The organism is Roseibium sp. SCP14, from assembly GCF_040329475.1.
In the GTDB taxonomy this organism is placed as follows: Bacteria; Pseudomonadota; Alphaproteobacteria; order Rhizobiales; family Stappiaceae; genus Roseibium.
On record NZ_JBDZYH010000006.1, the window covers coordinates 122,312 to 143,064 of the forward strand.

Genomic DNA, 20,753 nt, shown 5'->3' on the forward strand with positions numbered 1-20,753 from the left:
GCTCTAACGTTCCAGTTCGCCGTTCAGCCAATCGAGATATTGGGACCTGGTACCGAAAAAGGCATTCCGATCGACGTCGCCCTTGATCCCCGGAATGCGCCCCTCGGCGGTGTATTGCCAGAACACCCAGTCGTCCCGCTGCTCGTAGATGTTTTTCGGATGCGTTGCCACTGAACGGAGCCAGAAATGCTCACCCTGGAGAGCTCCGACCAGTCTGTCGCGATGGAAATCAACGGAAGAATAGATAACCGGGCGCTTGCCGTAGTGCTGTTCCATTTCATCAAGGAAAATCTTCATGTCCCGCAGAATCTGCGCGCGTCCCGGCCGCTCGCGGCATGTTTTTGAATGAGCGTTCCACTCCATATCCAGAACGATCGGCAATGCCTGCGGGTCCTGGGGAATGATTTCCTTGACCCAGGAGATCTGTTCTTCCACCGGGCGGCAGAAATAGTAGAAATGATAGGCACCCCTGGGAACGCCCGCTTTGCGCGCAGCGATCCAGTTGTCGACAAAGCGCGGGTCGACATGGTCACCGCCTTCGGTTGCCTTGATCCAGGCAAACGCGACACCTGACCGTTTTACTTCATGCCAGTCGATATCTCCCTGCCAGCGAGAGATATCAATGCCGTGGATCGCATAGTCCTCCGGAGTAGGATCGGGAAAATCGTAAGCTGAACAGGAGCTTAGGAAAACTATTCCAATGATCGCGCAAATAGACTTGATAGGGGCCAGCACAGCGTCCTCGGCAGGGTTAAGAAAGACTTTCCGTTACCGCCCAAAATGCGCGGGATTTCCTAACGGTTCGTAGACAAATTCGCGAAATCTGCGCAAAAACGCGTATTCATTCTCGCCTGACTAGGGCGGCATTACGGCAGCACGAAGACGGAATAGTGACTCAGGGTCATTTCCACATCAGACCACAACGCCTCCCACCACGGATGTCAGGAGGCTTTTCGTACCTGGTGAAAATCCATTGCACTGTCTGCTCGAATCCTTATGACTCTTCGAACTGCAATCTGCCTTGGCTAGGACCTCATGACCAAACGGCTCAAACTCGTTACCTGGAACATCAATTCCGTGCGCCTACGCATGCCGATTGTCGAACAGCTGATCGAGGAAACAGCACCGGATGTGATCTGCCTGCAGGAAACCAAGTGCCCGGATGCGAACTTTCCTGAAAATGCGTTCCGCAAGGCAGGCTATGAGCACATGGCCATCAACGGTCAGAAGGGCTATCACGGCGTTGCCACGATATCCAAATTTCCGCTAAGCAACGTCGAAAAGCGGGATTTCTGCAATGTCGGCGACAGCCGGCATGTTGCGGTCGACGTTCCGTTCAACGGCTCGAGCCTGCGTGTGCATAATTTCTACGTGCCTGCTGGCGGTGACGAACCGAACCGCGAGGTCAACCCGAAATTCGGCCACAAGCTTGATTTCATGGCGGAAATGCAGGATTGGCTGCAAGGTGACGAAACGGCCCGCCCGGCTGTTCTCGTCGGTGACCTCAACGTCGCTCCCTATGAGCAGGATGTCTGGTCCCACAAACAGCTTCTGAAGGTCGTATCGCACACGCCTGTCGAAACCGAACTTTTCGAAAAAGTGCGTGAAACCGGCGGCTGGCTGGACGCCATGCGCCAGTTCACACCAATGGAAGAGAAGCTCTATACCTGGTGGAGTTACAGGGCCAAAGACTGGTCAAAGGCCGACAAGGGCCGCCGACTGGATCATGTCTGGGTATCCGAACCGCTCGCCCCGCACGTAAAGGGCACCAGCGTGCTTCGTGATGCGCGCGGTTGGGAAAAGCCGTCAGACCACGCACCGGTCATTGCGACCTTCGAAGCCTGACGTCCCTGACGTCGATCACAACTCGTAATTGACTTCGGTTCGGTTTTCCGGCCGCACTGCCCAGTCGAAATACGCTTTCCGGATTGCCAGGGTGACTTCGCCCGGAGCCCCATTGGAAAAGATGTGATCATCGACTTTGGTGATCGGGGCAACCCCGCCACCGGAGGTGGTGATGAACACTTCGTCGCTCTGCAGCAGCTCTGCGAGCGGCAGTGTCCTGATCTCGGCGGTCATGCCCATTTCGCCGGCAATTTCGAGAACGGTCTGACGGCTGATGCCTTCAAGAACACCGTCCTTCGCTGTTACAAGTCGTCTGTCCATGACGGCAAAGACGTTGAAACCAGGTCCTTCTGTAACATTGCCTTCTTCATCCAGAAGAACGGTTGTCTCCGCTCCTGCGCCTTTCGCTTCGAAGAGCCCTTTCGTAAAGTCTCCCCAATGGTAGTTCTTGACCCGGGGGTCGACACTTTGCGGAGAAATCCGTCTCACGGACTTGGCGATGTGAACTTGAGCCCCGCCTTCCGCAATGTCGGGACGGATCACGTGGATATAAGGTACGCACCAGGCAAAAAAGTGGTTACGGCAATCGCGTGGATCACGGGACCCCGGCACCATGTTGACGCCTCTGGACGTGACCATGGCAACATAGGCCTTCCGCAATCCCGTCGCTGAAACCAGCTTTTGCAGCGTTGCCGTGATCTCCTCGGCACTCAACCCGGGATCGAGGTTCAAGATCTCCATCGAACGGAAGAACCTCTTCAGGTAGTGACCGAGGCGAAAGAATGCCCCGTCCCAGACCGGAACGACATCATATGTGATGTCTGAATGAATGAGCCCCCAGTCGGTTACCGGGATACTGGCCTGAGAGATCGGCATGATCTCGCTATTCATCCACGCTCCACCCGCCGACAAATCCGGGAAAGCAGCGGAGCCGGGGCTGTCTGATTGCGCTGTCATGAAGCGGCATGTCCTTCAGCTTTGAGATAGAACTTTGTTGCCTGGCTAAGGGGTCAGCATCACCTTGCCGCGCACGCGCCGAGCGGCAATTTCGTCCAGAGCGACTGCAATTTCTTCAAGCGGATAAACCGCATGAACGTGTGGCTTGAGTTTGCCTTCCTGAACCCACTTGAGGAGTTCCGCCATGTTCCGCTTGTGCCCTGCCGGATCGCGGACGAGCGCCTCACCCCAAAAAACGCCCTGTAGGTCACAGCCTTTCAGCATCACGATATTCAGAGGAATTTTGGGAATGTCCCCTGCGGCGAAACCGATCACCAGGAACCTGCCTTCCCATCCGGTGGCCCTGAGCGCCTGTTCCGACAGCTCGCCTCCGACCGGATCATAGACGACATCCACCCCCTTGCCGCCGGTGAGTTCCTTCAGGGTTTCCTTCAGTGGTTGCTTTGAATAATCAATGGTCAACTCGGCGCCGAGGGATCTGGCGAAGTTGAGTTTTTCTTCCGATGATGCGCAGGCGATCACCCGGGCGCCCATGATCGCGGCGATTTCAACCGCCGCCTGGCCGACACCACCGGATGCGCCCAGCACCGCAACTGTCTCGCCCGGTTGCAGATCGGCCCTGTCACGATAGGCGTGCAGCGTCGTGCCATAGGTTACGGTCAGCCCGGCCGCAATTTCAAAGGAAACCCCATCCGGAATTGCAATGAGATCCTGTTCGCTGACGGCAACCAGCTCGCGCGCCGCCCCCCAACGCATGTAACCCATCACCCGATCGCCGACGGAATACTCCGACACATCTTCACCGACCGTTTCAACAACGCCTGCAAACTCCGCACTCGGGGAGAACGGCATATCCGGCTTGAACTGATATTTGCCCTGAATGATCAGCGTGTCGAAGAAGTTCAAGGCACAGGCTTTCACCCGGACAATTACGTCTTTCGGACCGGCAACCGGTTCAGCTACCTGTTCAACCACAAGAGTGGAAGGTGGACCGTAGGAATTGCAAAGACAGGCTCTCAAGGCGACCTCGTTCGGATAGAAACTCTGCAGGCTTGCGTGAAACACCAATCGTTTGATGGCAGCGGACCAGCACGTTATCAAGTCAATCCTGCTTCAGAAATTGGCTTTCCGGATAAGCCTGGTTCAAAGCCAGCTCTCTTTCGGCTATGAGAACCATCACCGCCAATCCTCCAGAATCAAGAAGAAACGGACATTTCATGCGCGGATACTTTGCTGTCGGGGCAGAAGGCCTTTCCAAACGAATGAATCTGGGCACGCTCATGCGGTCCGCTCACGCCTTTGGCGCCAACTTCTTCTTCACCGTGGATGCGGACCAGAAGCTGCGCAAGGCGCCGCCTTCCGACACTTCAAAGAGCCCCGGCCACCTACCTGTCTTCAACTGGGACAGCGTCGAAACGATGGACCTGCCCAAAGGGTGTCAGCTGGTCGGAATCGAACTGACAGACGACTCCATCGACCTGCCGAGCTTCGGCCACCCTTTGCAGGCAGCGTATGTCCTCGGTCCGGAACGTGGATCCTTATCGCCGCAAATGCTGGAACGATGCGACCATGTCGTGAAAATCCCGACAAAGTTCTGCATCAATGTCGCCATGGCAGGCGCGATCGTCATGTATGACCGTCACCGGGCACTTGGCCGTTACGCGGAAAGATCCCTGACCGCAGGCGCTCCAAAGATCGAGCGCACGAAACACATCAGCGGCGGCCCGGTCATGCGCAAGGGCAGAAAAGTACCCGGCACCTGACCGGCAAAGTTCTCGTTGCGGCCGTGACCGGGTTAAGTCAGCTCGTCCGCCAGCTTGCGAGTGATTGCCCTCCATTCGGAATGCGTGACTTCAACGATACACATGTCACCAACGGCAACACTCGTGATCAGCACGTCGACCGGCATTTCGCCAAGCCGCTGCAAGGTGTCGCGCAAGGTTGAACGGTCGCCGCCGTCACTCGTCATCACGAGTGTGCGCCACTCGCCCTGGTCCAGGTAAATCGTGTCTCCGGTAAACAGATAGGTTTTGCCATGAGGCGAAGCGTAACTGTAGCAGACATTGTTGTCGGTATGACCAGGTGTAAAAACGACCTCCAGTCCACCGGCATGCCGTACTGTGTCTTCGGTCTGAAAAGCAATATCCAGACCTTTCCTGGCTCCGAAATAAGGCTGCATTCTTTCGTGCCCGCACAGCCGGGCACCCAATCGGGTACTGGTCGCGTGAAGATTCGGAACGATCTCGTGATTGTGGCTCAGATACTGGTGCGCAACACCGCCCATCCTGCCGATCTCAGCAAGATCGCCCTCCTGCTCACTGTGATAGATCAGGGCGTTCCCGTCCGAATGCTCCAGAAAATAGGCATGCGTGCGCAAGGTTCCAAAACGCATCTCGACGGATGTCTGCCAAAGGTCCGGATACAGCTGTCTCATTGGACACGCACCTTCTGTGTGGCGATCAACGACCGGCTGGCGACCGCAGACAGGACCGCGACACCCGCAAAGGTCACAAACAGCCAGATGGATGAGTTCGCCGTCGCACCGAGGTCGTTCTTGTTGTTAAAGCCCGACAGGTTGGCCACAAGGCCCGCAACTGCGGTTCCGAAGGAAACGGCGAACATCTGGATCGTGGATAGGGCAGAGGCTGCATTTTCCTTTTCCGCATCGTCGGTGAACTGAAGCGCAAACGTGTTCAGATGCGGCCAGCTGACCCCGATCCCAACCCCGACAAGAACCAGGGCGAGTGCCAGGACAGTGGTCAGTCCTGCGCCGGCTGCCGCATGCATCGGGGTTGCCAGAGCCAGCGCAAGCGTGCCTGCCAGCATCACGACCGGCCCGGCAAGCACTGTGCGATGCATGGTATTGCCGGTGAATTTCGCTGAATAAACTTCCGAAGAGGCCCAGCCGATGGAAACCAGCGCGGCAATGTAGCCGGCCACAAGCGGTGACAGTCCGTGCAGGCGTTGCAGGAAGAAGGGCATGAAAAACTCGGCATTCACGCAGAAGATCAGCAGCGACATCACAGCGAATGCCAGAAAGAGAGGCGATCCGGGCAGCATTGCTCCTCTCGGGAACAAGCGCACCACCGCCGTTTTCTCGCGGCGCATCAGCAAGAGCACCATCGCGACGGACAATACGACACCGAAGACCGCACCGACCAATGATGTGGAAAGAGATGCCGTCGATATTGCCAACACCGAGCCTGCCAGCAAGGCAAGCTGTCCGAAAGCAATCGGGGCTGCCGGCGACAATTCGCTCCTGATGCTCGGCAACATCCTCCAGGCCAGGAGTATATAGAGACCCGTGACCGGTAGAAGCGATGCAAATCCTCCGCGCCACGCATCATATTCCGCAAACATGCCTCCAACCGCGGGACCGAACAGCATTGCAATGCCCCAGGTCCCCGACAGAAGGGCAACGGCTCGCGACCAGAGACGCTCCGGATAGGCGAAGACGATCATCGAATAGCAGAGCGTGAACATCATACCGCCGCCGATACCCTGTATCGATCGCCCGACGAGCATGATGGGCATGTTGGGAGCCCCCGCCGTGATCGCGCTACCGAGCGCGAAGATCACACCGGAAAGGGCAAAGGCGGACTTGGCGCCCAGTCTCTGGAAGACCTTGCCCGTGACGGCAGCACTCAAAATCGCCGCGAGCGTGAACAGTGTCGCGTTCCATGCGTACAGCGCCTGACCGCCGATTTCCGAGACGATGGACGGCAGCATGGTAGCCGAAATGTTGATGTTCACTGCGTGCAGAATGATACCTCCCGCCAACACAGCCGACACAGGCGCATGGGTGCCCCATAAAACATCGCTCCAACGCGCTTCGTCAGACTGTTCAACGCTTGCGGACATGGCCGGTTCTCTCCTTAAGGACTGGTTCTGAAATCGATCTTGTCCTTGCCTAGGTAGGTCCTGAACCTTAGTTGAGGTCAAGAGGAAATTTCAGGAGAAAATCATGGACAGAAAAGGCGGATTGACAGTCGGTGAAGTCGCGCAGCGCAGTGGCATCGCGGTCTCTGCCATTCACTTTTACGAGCGCAAAGGCCTCATTTCCTCATCCCGAAACAGCGCCAATCACCGCAGATACTCAGCTACGGTCCTGAGAAAAATCGCCATCATTCAGGTCGCACAGCGCGCTGGAGTGCCCTTGCGCGAGATCGCCGACGCCATGTCGTTTCTTCCGCCGGAGGAAAAGGTCACGGTCGCCGATTGGGAGCAGCTTTCGAGCAATTGGGCGGCAGACCTGGATGATCGGATCGCGCGGCTGCAACGATTGCGCAAATTGATGGATGGGTGCATCGGCTGCGGTTGCCTGTCGCTGAACACGTGCAAACTGCTCAATCCTGACGATGCGATCGGTGAGAACGGGCCGGGCCCCCGTTTTCTTGAAGAAGACGCACCGGCATCGCTCGATTTCTGAAGCAGGTTCCGATGCCATATGTCTCGTTGGGGAACAAACCGGAAATTGCGTACCACACGCCTCGCGAAACCGGAATACACCCACTTGCACTATCAGGCGTTTTGTCTACCCTCTTATGAAGTTTCCTCTTGCGGCCGGCTACAGATGAGAGTTGGCAAAGGCAAGCCGGGAGGTTGCACATGACCGGACTACGAAGAACAGTTGCGGGCCTGTGGGTTCTATGTCTGATCTGTCTGCTGCCAGGCTCTGCGAAGGCCGCAGCGAGAGTCGCACTGGTCATCGGCAACGGCGCCTATCAAGCCATGTCCTCGCTCGCAAATCCGGTGAACGATGCCAACCTTATGGCCGGCAAACTGTCGGGGCTGGGATTTGATGTCATCAGGGTGATCGACGGTGACCGGCGAGGATTTTACGACGCCCTCACACAATTCGGACGCAAGGCGCAGGGTGCTGAAGTTGCGCTCGTCTTTTATGCAGGCCACGGCGTTCAGGTGAACGGCAGAAACTGGTTGCTGCCGGTGGATGCACAAATTCAGGCCAGCACCGACCTTCCGGGACAGGCCGTCAAGGCGGACGACCTTCTTGAGATCATGGAAGCGTCGGGAGCAAGATTGAAGCTGGTCTTCCTGGACGCCTGCCGCAACAACCCCCTGCCACGCTCTCTCTCCCGAGGCACATCAAACGGTCTTGCCCGGCTGGAGGCAAGCGCTGCCGGAATGATGATCGCCTTTGCCACCTCGCCGGGAGACATTGCCCTGGACGGAACCGGCAGCAACAGCCCGTTTACCGAAGCGCTTGCCACCTGGATCGATACGCCCGATCTGGAGGTCCGCCATTTGATGGGGCGGGTTCGCGAGAGCGTCTATCGTGCGACAGGTGAAGCTCAACTGCCGTGGCTCAACGAAGCCTTGATCGGTGAATTTTATTTCGGCGGCCGCTCCAACGATACCGACGCCAATTCATCGCATTCATCAGCAAACTCATCTTCAGTGGCCCCGCCCCCCCAGAGCAACGAGACTGTGAGCACCGGCCCAACACTGAGCCTCCAGCAATCCCGCCATCAGCCCGCCCCTCGTTATGCCGGCAGTCTTTGCAATATCACCACGTCCTGGCACGGCAACTGGCAAGTCTGTGCCAGTTCTGTTCTCGACCCTCAATATGGCAACCGCTACGGCGCCTTGAACCTACTGGATGGCAACGCGTCAACCGCGTGGGTCGAAGGCGTCGGCGGCAATGGTGCAGGGGAGAGCATTCTGATTGCCTTTGACCGCCCCCGGCTTTTGTCGGGTTTCGATATTGTCAACGGCTACGCCAAAAATCGGGATATCTACTCCAAGAATGCCCGCCTCCAGACCGCACGCATCACTTTGTCGGACGGCAGCACCCAAACGATTTCGCTGCCGGACTCCATGCGCTCAAACCGGTTTGCCTTTGGCGCACCGGTAGAAGCAAGCTGGATCGAGATTGAAATCGGCTCCGTCTATCCTGGTGCCAAGTACACCGACACAGCGCTTTCGGAGTTCACGCCTGTTTTTGCCGACTAGACTGATTTCGCGCTGATGGACCTTGCTGAGGCACTAGCGACTTTTGATTGGAAAATCGAAAGACTTTTTCGGGAAGGGTTCATCAATCAGCGTGAAATGCCACCATTCACCCGGATAATTGCGAAACCCGCCCTTGCGCATGAGATCGACAAGCGTCTTTCGCAGTTGCCGGGCAGAAGCCGCAACATCCACTGAATCAGTACGGCTATCTGGATCGAAACAGTCAAAAGGCGTCCCGAAGTCCGCTGTCTCGCGATCGGTTCGCGCGCAGACGCTCGCGGAGTTTCGCCCGGCTGCGACCTCGCCGGACAAAGGCTCCAGAGCAACATCAACCGTTGATCCGCGGGCATGACTGCTCTTGGCGCCAATATAGCCTTGGCGGACGAGGCCAGACCTGGACACTCTTGGAAAATATGCCTGATCGGTTCCACTTCCGTCGGCCACCCAGGCGACCATGGCATTGACGGCACGTTGGGGCCGATAGCAGTCAAAGGTCACCAGGGAAAAGCCAGCTCGAACCGCTGCATTCTGAACCTTGCCGAGCGCCTTGGCGGCAGCCTCGGTCAGGACGCATTCTGCCGACTGATATCCGGGCAAACGTTGGCGCATGAAATTATTTCGTCCCGCATAACGTATGTCCTGACGGATATCGGGAACGATTTCCTTGAGAAAAACAAATCCTTCCGGCAAGGCGGTCGCACTTGACGCAGGTCCGGAAGCCAAAAACAGGAAAAGAATCGCGAGTGAAGACCTAATCGACATCGACGGCCTCATCGGCCTCGATCAGTTGGCGCAACCTTCCAAAAGCAAGGCGTATCCGCGATTTGACGGTTCCCAGAGGCAACCCCGTATCGTCAGAAATCTCGCTGTGGGACCGCCCGAGGAAAAAGGCAAGCTGTACGACTTCCCTTTGTTCATCCGGCAACTTCGCCAGCGCCGCCCGGACACGCTGTTCGCGCAATCTCGCATCCATCTCGTCGGCTACATCCGGCAAGGGTGTCGGCTGCAGCGAAGGTTCTTCGGGATCGAGCTCCGAAGTCTTCTTGCGCCGTAGTCTGTCGATGCGGCGATTACGGGCAACACGGAACAGCCATGTACTGGCGGAAGATTTTTCTGGATCGAACAGCTCGGCCTTGCGCCAAAGCGTCACCATGACGTCCTGCGCTATTTCCTCTGCGACAGCCTCATCCGCGCCTTGTTTCATCAAGTAACCCTTTAAACGCGGGGCAAAATGATCAAACAATTCAACAAATGCAGCTTTGTCTCGTTCAGCCGCGACTTTGACAATGAGTTCGGAAAAGTACTGCGATTGCGCCAAAGATCACTAAACTCCCTGTCGATCCTTAAATCTTTAGCAGGTTTGCAGGATTTCGAAAGGCAGTTCCGCCGCTCTGCCACACTGTTGCCTCGATTTATCGCAAATGGCTTGAGGCAAAGCCTTTGTCCACCGGGCCTGAAAAACAGACTGATCTGGGACAGGGCTTCAACCCTTTCGTAACCCGCTTTAAGTTATCATTAAAGCTAGGTTTATATGTCAGTGACCAATTGAATTGAATTTGACAGAAACTCATAGCCAAACGGTGTGGAGATGATGAAAGCAAAATCGCTGGTTCTGGCCCTCGCAGGTCTTGCCGTTTCGAGTGCAGCGGCTTTCGCACAAACCCCTACGCTGCTGAAGCAGCATAAGGACTGGGCGGCATATGCGCTGACCAGCGGCAGCGGTAAGGTGTGCTACGCTTTGACAAAGCCAACCACCCTGCTTCCGGGCGATCGCAATCATGGGGACGTGTTCTTTTTCGTGACCTCCCGACCGGCCGAAGGTGTCAATTCCGAGCCGAGCCTGCTGGTTGGATATCCGTTCAAGGACAAGTCCTCCGTCAATGTCGACGTTGATGGCAAAGGCTTCACTCTGTTCACCAACAATGATGGTGCCTGGGTGGAAAACGCGGCAACGGAAGCACAGCTGGTATCCGCTATGAAAGCCGGTCGCGAAATGACGGTAAACGGCGAATCCAGCCGCGGCACGCGGACAACCTACAAGTTCTCGCTCTCGGGCGTGACCGCGGCCATCGACACCGCTGCCCAAGCCTGCCGATAATTCGCCAGCTTTCTTCTCCTTTTTTGCTTATCCCCGGTCGGCTTCATACGCATCCGGCCGGGCATTTGCGTTTGGCGAAGAGCGCTCTTTTACGGCTGCATGGCACCAATGCGGCTCGGAAAGCTTGATTTTCAGCGCAGTTTGTGGTTTTGGATCGCCAGAGTTTTCACCTGCAAGAACAGGTGGCCCGGCAGCCGCGTTCCCTGGATGGCAACGCCTTGACGAGCGCCGGAGAAACAACGGATCACGACATGGCGACTACGCTCGACATCGCGCGGGACAATCCGAACGCGCAGACAGTTTCAGCCGCAGCTTCCGCAACGCTGCCTGGTGACGACAAGCCTACGCTGATAGGTCTGTCGCGCGAGGAGCTGGGCGAAGCCATGGGGACGATCGGCGTGCCGCAGAAACAGTGGCGCATGCGTGCGTCGCAGCTCTGGCACTGGCTGTATGTGCGCGGTGTTTCCGATTTTTCGCAAATGACGAACATCGCCAAGGACCTTCGTCAAAAGCTGGATGAGAATTTCACCATTGCACGACCGGAAATCGTATCCGAACAGATCTCGGTAGACGGCACACGCAAGTGGCTGTTTCGCTTTCCGCCGCGAGGTGCAGGCCGGCCGGTGGAAGTCGAAACCGTCTATATTCCGGAAGAAGGCCGCGGCACACTCTGCGTTTCCTCACAGGTCGGCTGCACGCTCACCTGCACCTTCTGCCACACCGGCACTCAGAAACTCGTGCGAAACCTGACGTCCGAAGAGATCCTTTCGCAGATTCTGATGGCCCGTGACCGGCTGGGAGACTTCCCGGACGCCGACACTCCCCAGGGCGCCATCGTGCCTTCCGAAGGCCGGTTGGTGTCCAACATCGTCATGATGGGCATGGGCGAACCACTGTATAACTTCGACAATGTGAAAAAGGCATTGTTGATCGCCTCGGATGGTGACGGACTGTCGCTCTCCAAGCGTCGGATCACGCTTTCGACCTCCGGTGTCGTGCCCGAGATCTTCCGAACCGGTGACGAAGTCGGCTGCATGCTCGCAATCTCGCTGCATGCCGTTCGCGATGATTTGCGCGATGTTCTCGTTCCGATCAACAAGAAATGGAACATCAAGGACCTTCTCGACGCCTGTCGCCAATATCCGGGCTTGTCGAACGCCAAACGGATCACCTTCGAATATGTGATGCTGAAGGACGTGAACGACAGCAATCAGGATGCCTTGGACCTGGTGCGCCTTCTCAAAGGCATTCCAGCCAAGATCAATCTGATTCCGTTCAACCCGTGGCCCGGTTCTGAATATGAATGCTCCGACTGGGAACGGATCGAGGAGTTCGCAGACATCGTCAACCGTGCCGGCTACGCCTCACCGATCAGGACACCGCGCGGCCGGGACATTTTTGCAGCCTGCGGACAGCTGAAGTCTGCCTCCGAGCGCATGCGCAAGAAGGACCGGGAAGCGCTGCAGGCTTCTTGAGTGGCCCGGCTGATTCTACAAAGCCGGTCGAATTTCACGAAGTATGTAAAAGAAAAAACGGCGGAAATGTTCCGCCGTTTTGTTTTTTGATGCTTTGCTCACACTCCTATGCGGCAGCGACCTCGCGCAGGAATTCGTTTACCGCCGCATTCAGGCTGCTTAGCTTTTCAGTCGCGTTTTGTGTTGCCTCTTCTACTGCCTGGGCCGACATGGAGGTGGACCCGACGGACGCGCTGACATTCGACATGTTGTCGCTGGCAGCGGACGTCCCGGCTGATGCTTCCGAAGCACTTCTGCTAATTTCGCCCGTCGCTGCATCCTGTTCCTGGACGGCTGCGGCAATTGACGTTGTGTTCTCATTGGCCTTCACCATGATTTCCGCGACACCCTGGATTGCGGTAACGGCCTGTTCCGTTGCCGCCTGAATGTCCGCGATCTGGTTTGAGATGTCTTCGGTTGCCTTGGAAGTTTGCGTGGCAAGCTCTTTCACCTCTGCGGCGACAACCGCGAAACCCTTGCCTGCCTCACCGGCGCGGGCCGCTTCGATCGTCGCATTCAGAGCAAGCAGGTTGGTCTGCTCGGCGATTGCCTGAATGAGTCCGATAACCTCACCAATGCGGGCGGACCCAGAGGAGAGCTGCTCCATCATCTGCGTGCTGGTCTGGGTCTGGTTGGTCGCGTTGGCGATAACCCGGTTCGTTTCCTCGATCCGCTGACCGATTTCGGAAATCGAAGACGAAAGTTCCTCAGTAGCCGCAGCAACGAGCTGAACGTTACCCGAGGCTTGAGTGGTGGCCGAGGCTGCGCTGTTCACTTCTTCCGAAGCGCTGGTGGCACTCGACATCATGGAGGAAGCGTTCGATTGCATTTCTCCCATGGATGCCTCCACAACTCCGAGCAGATCGGAAGACTCGGTTCTGAAAGTATCGATCAGTGAATCGATCCGCTGCTGGCGCTCCGTGCGTTGCCGCTCTTCCTCCTTTCGGGCTTCAGCCAGGCGGGCCTGTTCGGCAACTCCGTCACGGAAGCCGGCGATCGCCGAGGCGATTTCTCCAACTTCGTCCTGGCGCTTCGCTTCAGCAAACTCGACACTGACATCGCCACCGGCGAGTTGAACCGCGCTCTGAACGAGGTTCTTGATCGGATGAACCACTGACCGCGCAGCCAGCCAGCCAACGAATGTCATGACGGCCAGAATGCCAAGACTGATGATTGCAATCTGATTGCGCAGAGCCGTCACCGGCAGCAGGATTTCTTCCTCGGCCTCAACCGCGACAACAGCAAGGTTCACGCCCTGGAACTGAAGCGGGGCAGACGCGGCAATAAAGGTCTGACCCCGGAAATCTTCCAGGTGCCCGATTGCGGACTGGCCGGCCAGTGCGGTATCGGCAACCTCACTTTGCAGACTGTCTTGCAGAATGTCGTTCCGGTCGGGCGTCTTTGCTGAATCGTTTCGGAACAGTTTGTCGGCGCCGATCAGAATCGCTTCACCCGTCTCGCCCAGCCCTGGGACGTCGGCCATGATCGCGTTGATATTGTCGATGGGCATCTGAAAAACCAGAACGCCCAGACGCTTGCCGTCATCATAGACAGGTGTCGAGATGAAACTGGCAGGTGCATCGGCACTCGGAGCGTAGGGTTTAAAATCATAAAAGTGGACACTTCCCTCGCCACCCTTCAAGGCCGCGCGGAACGCATTGCCGAGATCGGTTTCCCTGTATTTGCCCGACAAGAGATTTGTCGCGTAATCCAGTTCCTTGAAAACGGTGTAGATGAGTGACCCGTCGTCGGAAAACAGGAAGATGTCGTAGTAGCCGCGAGTCTTGAGCATGGTGCGGAACCACGGATGATATTGCGCGTGGGCAAGGTCATAAGGCGTTTCGCCCGCACTCATAAGGGCGTCTTTTTCCCCGGTCGGGTGCGGATTGTCGTGAATATAGGCACTTTGCAGATTGTCTTGCGGGCTGCCCTCCTGACCGGTCCAGGCAGCCTCGAAGTCAACCAGAGCTGATTTCACGAATGGGCTTTCTGCCGTTACGGACAGATCCTGAACGATTGAGTCCAGATAGCGCGAGAGATCGTCGCTTCGCACCTTTGCCAAGGCCGACAGTCTCTCTTCCGCCTGTTCTTCGATGTTGGATGAGCTGACCCAGTAGGCCAGTGCACCGACGAGGACAGCTGCCACGACCGAACAACCGGATATGATTGCTGGCAAACGAAAGCTGAGTTTAGAGAACCGGGCCCCCACAGCACCCTCCTAAAGTTGAATACGCTTGTCGTAGGGTCATGTGCTTCAGCTTACTCTTCAGTTAATTATATTATTTTTACTTCCTAAATTTTTAGAAATTAAGTTGAACAAAATATATTTTAAAACCATCAATAGAAATGACCTGTAACAAGTAACTAGTATGGTAATTTCTACGTTGTTTTTAATTTTTGAATTACTAGTTTTAAGACATGAAACACGCCTCCACCACTTAAGGAAGCACATCAAGTGAATCGGCGAAGTGCGACTCAGTTCATATGACATCCCCTTCAAGATATTATCTAAACCGGTTCGACGGCTAACGTATCTCATTCCGAAAAACGCCATCCAGGAAGATTTCGACCGCCATGTTGATCGTCATTTCGAAGAGGTTGCCAAACAAACGAAAGGCCGCCAATGGCGGCCTTTCTCTTTTCTGATTTCGACGGTTCAGACGAGCCCGGACTTGGTCAGCGGCAATGTGGTCACCCACTCGCCTTTGGCAGCCGCAATCGCGTTTGCGACAGCCGGCCCGATCGGGGGTGTCCCCGGTTCACCGATACCGGACGGCGCTTCGTTTGAAGCAACGATATGTACCTCGATTTCCGGCATGTCGGAAATCCGCAAGGGTTCATAGGTGTCGAAGTTGGTCTCCTCGACAACCCCGTCGACCAACGTCACCTGGTTGCGCAGGACAGCCCCCAGACCGTAACCGATACCACCCTCGACCTGGGCCCGGATGTTGTCGGGATTGATCGGTGTTCCACAATCAACGGCAGCCGTAACCTTCTCGACCTTGACTGTACCGTCTTCGCGGAAGGAGATTTCCGCAACTTCGGCGACGTAAGACCCGAAGGACTTGTGAACCGCGACACCGCGGTGACGGCCTTCGGCAGCCGGCTTGTCCCAGCCGGCCTTTTCAGCCGCAAGCTTCAGGACATTCACCTTCCTCGGATCGTCCTTGATCATTTCAAGACGATAGGCAACTGGATCCTTGCCTGCTTCCCTTGCAAGCCGGTCGACCATGGTCTCCATGACATAGGCCGTATGGGTATGACCAACGGACCGCCACCAGAGAACCGGAACCTTCGTTTCCTGGAAGGACTGGTCCATGTTCATGAGCGGGAAGGCGTACGTTGTGTCATGCGCCCCTTCAGTCATGTTGTGGTCGACTCCATCCTTCATCAGCATGGCTTCGAACGGGGTTCCCTTGATGATCGACTTGGCGGCAATGTTGTATTTGAACGCGGTCACATTGTTGTTCTCATCGAGACCAACCCTGATCTTGTGCGCCGACATCGGCCGGTAGTAACCACCCGCCATATCGTCTTCGCGCGTCCATACGATCTTAATCGGTGCCGGCTGCATGCCGGCCGTCTGCATGGCCTTGGCCAGGGTCGTGATTTCCACCACCGGGTGAGCATCAGCCTGCGCCCGGCGCCCAAATGACCCGCCGGCCCAGAGCGTATTGATCTTCACGTTCTGAAACGGAATACCCAACACGGTAGCTGCGACGTTGTGGTCGATGGTCTGGATCTGGGAACCGAACCAGAACTCCGCGGTTTCGCCGTCGAACATCATTGCAATGTCGATCGGCTCCATCGCGCCGTGCGCGAGGTAAGGAAACTCGAAATCTTCTTCGATGACGCGTGCTGAAGCGTCGAGGGCCGCATCCACGTCACCGTCTTCACGGACTTTGACACCCGGCTTCGACGTCATCTCCTTCAGCTCTGTGAACATCGCATCGCTGGATCGGGTTTCGGCTTCGCTGTCATCCCATTCGATTTGAAGAAGGTCACGCCCCTTGATTGCCGGCCAGGTGGACTTGGCGATCACGGCAACACCATTCGGGATCTGCAGCACATTGACCACCCCAGGCACCTTCCTGGCCTCAGCAGCGTCGAACGACTTCACTTTGCCACCAAAACGCGGTGACCGGGCCACGACGGCAACCAGAAGATCATCACGCTGGAAATCCATGGTGTAGGTTTTTGGCGCTCCGACTGTCTTGTTCTTCACATCCAGACGCGGGAAGGACTTGCCGATATAGATCCATTGATCCGGCGACTTCAGAGCCGGCTCCGCCGGGACATCCTGCTCCGCTGCAAGACTGGCCAGCTCGCCAAGCGTTGCGGATTTGCCGGACGGATGAGACACGACCCCGGCAGACACAGTGACTTCACCTACCGGCACGCCCCATTCCTTTGCTGCCGCTGCCACGATCATCGCCTTTGCCGCGGCACCTGCCTGACGGTACTGCATAAAGGAGTTGGCCATGGCCGTAGATCCGCCGGTGCCCTGCACGCCGAACAGCAGATTGGCATATAGCTGTGGATTCGACGGAGCGAATTCGACCAAGACCTGTTCACGTGCTGCGTCCAGTTCATCTGCAACAAGCGTGGACAAGCCGGTGGCCGCGCCCTGCCCCTTGTCCAGATGCTTGGACAGAACAACCACGGTGTTGTCTGGCCGGATATGAACAAACGGTTGGGCAAACTCACCTGCGCCGGCAGCAGCTTCGGCAGAACGAGGCAGATTCATCGCGATCACAAGACCACCGACCGCGCCGGCCGACATTTTCAGGAAGGTGCGCCGGGAGGGTTTTTGTGCCTCAAGCGGCTTTTGCAAAAGATGCAACATGGCTTATCCCTCCATCTTGTCTGCGGCAACGTGGATCGCCTTGCGGATACGGGCATACGTGGCACAACGGCAGACATTGCCGTCCATGGCCGCATCGATGTCTTCATCGCTCGGCTTCGGCGTTTCGCTCAATAGCGCTGCGGCGGCCATGATCTGACCCGACTGGCAGTAACCGCATTGCGGCACATCCAGCTCGTTCCAGGCAGCCTGAACCGCTTCCGCGGCCCTGCCGTTTACGCCTTCGATGGTGGTGATTTCCGCCCCTTCCAGATCTCCGACCATGGTCTGACAGGAACGTATGGGCGTGCCGTCCCAATGGACGGTACAAGCACCGCAGGAAGCGATGCCGCAACCGAACTTGGTTCCGGTCATTCCAAGTTCATCGCGCAGCGCCCACAGCAACGGGCTTTCGGGGTCGGCATTCAGCGTGCGCGTTTCCCCGTTGATTTTGAGAGTGACTGACATGAAGGACGTCTCCCTTGGCTGGCCTTAACTGGCTTAAGGGTGTAAACTACACCGTGCAGTGTAATCTCAGTTCTCACATATGTAAACGCCCTAGTTTACATAAGGCTTATTTTTTGGGATGAAAGGGCTGGGGGACTGTCGTATGACAGAAATGCAGAAAGGGGCGCGCTTGAGGCGAGAATGTCCGTATCAGATCAGAAAAAAAAGCAGATCATAGAAGCCGCGATCGCAGAGTTTCAGGAAAAGGGCTACGCTGGTGCCAGCATGGACCGCATTTCAGAACGCGCGCAGGTTTCCAAGCGGACGGTCTATAATCACTTCGAAAGCAAGGATGTCCTGTTCAAGGCCATCAACCAGTGCCTCGCCGACCAGATCAATTCCGCTCTGGAGCTTCCCTATGACCCCGACCTGCCGATCCGGGACGCCCTGATCCGGCTTGGCTGGGCTGAAGGCGAACTGATGATCAACCCCTGCTTCATGAGCCTTGCCCGGATGATCATGAGCGAGACAATCCGCGATCCGGAACTGGCGGCGGACATGAATTCCCGCATGACCAAGCTGGTTATCTTCGCCGAGTTCATCGAACGCGCAACGCGGGAAGGCAAACTCGCCGCAGAAGATCCAGGTGTTGCCGCCGAACAGTTCCTCGGCCTGATCAAATCACGTGCATTCTTTCCGAACATTTATGCGGCACGCGTCCCGGAACGCGACGAAATACGAAACATCATCGAGGAAAGCGTCGACTTGTTTCTGGCGAAATATGGAAATTCCGAAGGATAATTACAGCGTCCGCATTGCCATCCTGCAATTTCGTGACCGTGCAAAGCCGTGGCTGACGATAGATGACCTCAGAAAAACTTCCCCTGAAACCTGACGCAATGAAGGCTCGTTTGGTGAATGCGGGCATTTCCGCATTGATTGGCCTCGCTTCGGGCCTGATCGTCGTTGCGGTCCTGCCAAACCATATCGCCTCAGTGACAACTGCCTGCATTGTGGCAATCGCATCCGCCGCGACACTCTTCCTGGCCTGGGGCAAACCACAACTTCAGACATGGATAGAGCTTGACCGGAACGGCCTCAAGCTCGTGGACGGTCAACAGGTCTCCCACCATGACTGGAAGACTTTGTCTCGTTTTACGTTGCTGGAACGCGTATCTGAGCGGAGCAACAACATAAAGTCCAGCTCACACCATCTGGTGGCTCGCCTCGTTGATCCTCAAAACGGCAATCAGGACACGGACGCCGAAACCGATAGTGTCGATGCTGATGTCTGCATTCCGCTGGACAACTACATTTCCTATCACCGATATTCGGAGCGCAGCGAAGATCAACAGGCCGCCTGCCGCTCTCCTCTCGATTTCGCAAATACGGTGAATGCGTGGCGGGACTTTGCCTTGAACATCGAAATCGGATCGATACCGACGCCACAGATCGTATCTGAAAACGACGGTCCATCCGAATTGGAACTGAAGATCTACACGAAACTGGTCAGGTGATCAGCCTGCATTGTCGACCGGGCTTTCAAGCAATCTGCCCCAGCGGGTCCGCTCTACCATTTGCTGACGGGTTTCTTCCGAGATCAGCCCATCGACGTTCTCCGGCACCCAGCCGCCACCAAGGCCCTTGTAGACCGCAATGAGGTTGGTCAACACGCTGGCTTCTGCCGCAATGAGCCTTTCTTCGGCGCGAAGCAAACTCTTTTGGGCATCGACCACGCGGTTGTAGGACGCGGTCCCGTCCTCATATTGTGCCTGCACTTCCCCGACAGAACTGCGCGCTGCCGTCAGGCTGCGACGCAGGTAGACTGCCTCCTGCTTGGCGCGCAGAAACGCGGTGAGCGCATTTTCAACCTCGGCATAGGCAGACAACACCGTGTTTTCATAGTTGAGCAGCGTTTCCTGAAACTTCGCATCCTGAACCCTGACATTGTTCTGGATCCGGCCATAATTCAGAAAATTCCAGGAAAAGGCCGGGTTGATGAACCCGGTCGTCGTCCCGTTTTTGAAAAGATTGGAGAAATCGTCGGCGCTGACCCCAATCGCGCCGGAAATGGTGAATGCCGGAAACAGGTCTGCCTTGGCCACGCCTATCTGCGCTGATTGTGCCGCGGCAACATACTCAGCATAGCGAATGTCGGGCCGCCGGCGCAGCATGTCGGCAGGCACACCCACGGCAACTTCGGCCGGAACCCGCGGGAAGCGGGATTTCTTGCCCAATCGCGCCTTCATTTTCCCGGGTGCCTCACTCAAAAGCAGGCTCAGCGCATTATAGGCCTGTGCCAGATCAGCCTCGTAACCGGGAATACTTGCCAGGGTATTGTTGTAAAGAACCGTTGCTTCATCGACATCCAGCTTGGTCGCGGCGCCGTTTTCCAGGCGCAATCTTGTGAGATCGAAAGATTTTTTCTGAAGCGCCGCATTCTTGCGCGCCGCCGCAATCAGCTGCTGGAGTTCCCGGGCGGTAACGTAGGTCGCGGCAATATCTCCGGTGAGCGTTACCAGCACATCGTCATACGAGGCGATGTTGGCTTTCAGATTGGCATCTGCCGACTGAACGTCCCTGCGAATCTTTCCCCACACGTCAATTTCCCAGGCCGCATCAAACCCGGTCGAAACTCGTGTGATATGGTCGTTGACAAGACCGGCTCGCTCCAGATCGCGAATGAAGGGGTCCTGTGAACTAAATCGAATGCTTTTGGACCCGCCCTTGATTTCCTGCACCTGCGGGAACAGCTCTCCCCTTGCGATCCCAAGCTGAGCACGAGCCTGATAGACACGCACACCTGCCGCCTGCAGCTCGACATTCTGCCTGTAAGCTTCGGCGATCAGGCTGTTCAAAGCCGGGTCCTTGAAGACATGCCACCAGGGCACGGAGTTCGCGCTGCGGCTGGTAAAGCCGGTCCGGCTGTCGACCGGCAGGTTTGCACCGCTGCTCCAGCTGTCGAGCAAAGGCGCATCCGGCCGCTCGAAATCCGGCCCAACCATGCAGCCGCTCACCACGAGAACGCTGCCTAGCGCCAGCCATCGACCTGTCCGCTGCACCCAAGCCATATCCG

19 protein-coding genes are annotated in these 20,753 nt (G+C 56.6%); 8 read left to right on the forward strand and 11 right to left on the reverse strand.

Annotation, left to right across the window (positions count from 1 at the left end):
• Positions 1 to 3: 3 nt before the first annotated feature.
• On the reverse strand, positions 4 to 735 hold the full coding sequence (locus ABLQ08_RS23440) for a glycoside hydrolase family 25 protein (RefSeq protein ID WP_352947193.1): 732 nt from the start codon (positions 733 to 735) through the stop codon (positions 4 to 6).
• A gap of 300 nt (positions 736 to 1,035) precedes the next feature.
• Between ABLQ08_RS23440 and xth the strand changes: the two genes are divergently transcribed.
• Positions 1,036 to 1,845 carry an exodeoxyribonuclease III gene (gene xth / locus ABLQ08_RS23445; RefSeq protein ID WP_352947196.1) on the forward strand — a complete coding sequence of 270 codons (810 nt, stop codon included), beginning with the start codon at positions 1,036 to 1,038 and terminating at the stop codon, positions 1,843 to 1,845.
• 15 nt (positions 1,846 to 1,860) lie between these two features.
• On the opposite strand, the gene ABLQ08_RS23450 is transcribed toward xth, so the two are convergent.
• Both ABLQ08_RS23450 and ABLQ08_RS23455 read right to left on the reverse strand, forming a co-directional pair.
• Positions 1,861 to 2,802, reverse strand: a complete 942-nt coding sequence (locus tag ABLQ08_RS23450; RefSeq protein ID WP_352947199.1) for an aminotransferase class IV — start codon at positions 2,800 to 2,802, stop codon at positions 1,861 to 1,863.
• Between the two features lie 45 nt (positions 2,803 to 2,847).
• Positions 2,848 to 3,822, reverse strand: a complete 975-nt coding sequence (locus ABLQ08_RS23455) for an NADPH:quinone oxidoreductase family protein (protein ID WP_352947656.1) — start codon at positions 3,820 to 3,822, stop codon at positions 2,848 to 2,850.
• A gap of 197 nt (positions 3,823 to 4,019) precedes the next feature.
• Here ABLQ08_RS23455 and ABLQ08_RS23460 point away from each other — a divergent pair, with 197 nt between their 5' ends.
• Positions 4,020 to 4,565, forward strand: a complete 546-nt coding sequence (locus ABLQ08_RS23460; RefSeq protein WP_352947202.1) for an RNA methyltransferase — start codon at positions 4,020 to 4,022, stop codon at positions 4,563 to 4,565.
• A 32-nt stretch (positions 4,566 to 4,597) separates the two neighbouring features.
• Here ABLQ08_RS23460 and ABLQ08_RS23465 read toward each other — a convergent pair whose 3' ends face one another.
• Entirely contained in the window at positions 4,598 to 5,236 is a 639-nt protein-coding gene (locus ABLQ08_RS23465; protein WP_352947204.1) for an MBL fold metallo-hydrolase, read from the reverse strand.
• A complete protein-coding gene (locus tag ABLQ08_RS23470) occupies positions 5,233 to 6,663 on the reverse strand; it encodes an MFS transporter (protein ID WP_352947206.1) in 1,431 nt (476 codons plus the stop codon). Before ABLQ08_RS23470 ends, ABLQ08_RS23465 begins: the two co-directional genes overlap by 4 nt.
• Positions 6,664 to 6,766: 103 nt before the next feature.
• On the opposite strand from ABLQ08_RS23470, the gene soxR reads away from it, so the two are divergent.
• Together soxR and ABLQ08_RS23480 are read left to right on the forward strand one after the other, a co-directional pair.
• Positions 6,767 to 7,231, forward strand: a complete 465-nt coding sequence (gene soxR, locus ABLQ08_RS23475) for a redox-sensitive transcriptional activator SoxR (RefSeq protein WP_352947209.1) — start codon at positions 6,767 to 6,769, stop codon at positions 7,229 to 7,231.
• 179 nt (positions 7,232 to 7,410) lie between these two features.
• Complete coding sequence (locus ABLQ08_RS23480) at positions 7,411 to 8,775, forward strand: NADase-type glycan-binding domain-containing protein (protein WP_352947212.1); 1,365 nt, start codon at positions 7,411 to 7,413, stop codon at positions 8,773 to 8,775.
• 33 nt (positions 8,776 to 8,808) lie between these two features.
• Here the strand turns inward: ABLQ08_RS23480 and ABLQ08_RS23485 are convergent, their stop codons facing one another.
• On the reverse strand, positions 8,809 to 9,537 hold the full coding sequence (locus ABLQ08_RS23485) for a M15 family metallopeptidase (RefSeq protein ID WP_352947214.1): 729 nt from the start codon (positions 9,535 to 9,537) through the stop codon (positions 8,809 to 8,811).
• On the reverse strand, positions 9,527 to 10,093 hold the full coding sequence (locus ABLQ08_RS23490; protein ID WP_352947217.1) for a sigma-70 family RNA polymerase sigma factor: 567 nt from the start codon (positions 10,091 to 10,093) through the stop codon (positions 9,527 to 9,529). Before ABLQ08_RS23490 ends, ABLQ08_RS23485 begins: the two co-directional genes overlap by 11 nt.
• Positions 10,094 to 10,363: 270 nt before the next feature.
• Between ABLQ08_RS23490 and ABLQ08_RS23495 the strand changes: the two genes are divergently transcribed.
• A complete protein-coding gene (locus ABLQ08_RS23495) occupies positions 10,364 to 10,873 on the forward strand; it encodes an invasion associated locus B family protein (protein ID WP_352947219.1) in 510 nt (169 codons plus the stop codon).
• A 251-nt stretch (positions 10,874 to 11,124) separates the two neighbouring features.
• Positions 11,125 to 12,348, forward strand: coding sequence for a 23S rRNA (adenine(2503)-C(2))-methyltransferase RlmN (rlmN, locus tag ABLQ08_RS23500; protein ID WP_352947659.1), 1,224 nt, complete (start codon positions 11,125 to 11,127; stop codon positions 12,346 to 12,348).
• A 106-nt stretch (positions 12,349 to 12,454) separates the two neighbouring features.
• On the opposite strand, the gene ABLQ08_RS23505 is transcribed toward rlmN, so the two are convergent.
• From ABLQ08_RS23505 to ABLQ08_RS23515, 3 genes are all read right to left on the reverse strand, one after another.
• Complete coding sequence (locus ABLQ08_RS23505; protein WP_352947221.1) at positions 12,455 to 14,533, reverse strand: methyl-accepting chemotaxis protein; 2,079 nt, start codon at positions 14,531 to 14,533, stop codon at positions 12,455 to 12,457.
• A gap of 510 nt (positions 14,534 to 15,043) precedes the next feature.
• Positions 15,044 to 17,233, reverse strand: a complete 2,190-nt coding sequence (locus ABLQ08_RS23510; RefSeq protein ID WP_352947224.1) for a xanthine dehydrogenase family protein molybdopterin-binding subunit — start codon at positions 17,231 to 17,233, stop codon at positions 15,044 to 15,046.
• 3 nt (positions 17,234 to 17,236) lie between these two features.
• Positions 17,237 to 17,698 (reverse strand): (2Fe-2S)-binding protein, encoded by a 462-nt coding sequence (locus ABLQ08_RS23515; protein ID WP_352947227.1) that lies wholly within the window; start codon positions 17,696 to 17,698, stop codon positions 17,237 to 17,239.
• 180 nt (positions 17,699 to 17,878) lie between these two features.
• Between ABLQ08_RS23515 and ABLQ08_RS23520 the strand changes: the two genes are divergently transcribed.
• Together ABLQ08_RS23520 and ABLQ08_RS23525 are read left to right on the forward strand one after the other, a co-directional pair.
• Entirely contained in the window at positions 17,879 to 18,478 is a 600-nt protein-coding gene (locus tag ABLQ08_RS23520; RefSeq protein WP_352947230.1) for a TetR/AcrR family transcriptional regulator, read from the forward strand.
• Positions 18,479 to 18,540: 62 nt separating this feature from the next.
• Positions 18,541 to 19,194: a hypothetical protein gene (locus tag ABLQ08_RS23525; protein ID WP_352947233.1), complete on the forward strand. Its 654-nt coding sequence runs from the start codon at positions 18,541 to 18,543 to the stop codon at positions 19,192 to 19,194.
• Here ABLQ08_RS23525 and ABLQ08_RS23530 read toward each other — a convergent pair whose 3' ends face one another.
• Complete coding sequence (locus tag ABLQ08_RS23530; RefSeq protein WP_352947236.1) at positions 19,195 to 20,748, reverse strand: efflux transporter outer membrane subunit; 1,554 nt, start codon at positions 20,746 to 20,748, stop codon at positions 19,195 to 19,197. It lies immediately after the preceding gene.
• Between the last annotated feature and the right edge of the window lie 5 nt (positions 20,749 to 20,753).

Coding starts and splice junctions, on each gene's coding strand:
- xth (WP_352947196.1), top strand. CDS start 1,036: ATGACCAAACGGCTCAAACTCGTTACCTGGAACATCAATTCCGTGCGC.
- ABLQ08_RS23450 (WP_352947199.1), bottom strand. CDS start 2,802: ATGACAGCGCAATCAGACAGCCCCGGCTCCGCTGCTTTCCCGGATTTG.
- ABLQ08_RS23460 (WP_352947202.1), top strand. CDS start 4,020: ATGCGCGGATACTTTGCTGTCGGGGCAGAAGGCCTTTCCAAACGAATG.
- ABLQ08_RS23465 (WP_352947204.1), bottom strand. CDS start 5,236: ATGAGACAGCTGTATCCGGACCTTTGGCAGACATCCGTCGAGATGCGT.
- ABLQ08_RS23470 (WP_352947206.1), bottom strand. CDS start 6,663: ATGTCCGCAAGCGTTGAACAGTCTGACGAAGCGCGTTGGAGCGATGTT.
- soxR (WP_352947209.1), top strand. CDS start 6,767: ATGGACAGAAAAGGCGGATTGACAGTCGGTGAAGTCGCGCAGCGCAGT.
- ABLQ08_RS23480 (WP_352947212.1), top strand. CDS start 7,411: ATGACCGGACTACGAAGAACAGTTGCGGGCCTGTGGGTTCTATGTCTG.
- ABLQ08_RS23485 (WP_352947214.1), bottom strand. CDS start 9,537: ATGTCGATTAGGTCTTCACTCGCGATTCTTTTCCTGTTTTTGGCTTCC.
- ABLQ08_RS23495 (WP_352947219.1), top strand. CDS start 10,364: ATGATGAAAGCAAAATCGCTGGTTCTGGCCCTCGCAGGTCTTGCCGTT.
- rlmN (WP_352947659.1), top strand. CDS start 11,125: ATGGCGACTACGCTCGACATCGCGCGGGACAATCCGAACGCGCAGACA.
- ABLQ08_RS23510 (WP_352947224.1), bottom strand. CDS start 17,233: ATGTTGCATCTTTTGCAAAAGCCGCTTGAGGCACAAAAACCCTCCCGG.
- ABLQ08_RS23515 (WP_352947227.1), bottom strand. CDS start 17,698: ATGTCAGTCACTCTCAAAATCAACGGGGAAACGCGCACGCTGAATGCC.
- ABLQ08_RS23520 (WP_352947230.1), top strand. CDS start 17,879: ATGTCCGTATCAGATCAGAAAAAAAAGCAGATCATAGAAGCCGCGATC.
- ABLQ08_RS23525 (WP_352947233.1), top strand. CDS start 18,541: ATGACCTCAGAAAAACTTCCCCTGAAACCTGACGCAATGAAGGCTCGT.
- ABLQ08_RS23530 (WP_352947236.1), bottom strand. CDS start 20,748: ATGGCTTGGGTGCAGCGGACAGGTCGATGGCTGGCGCTAGGCAGCGTT.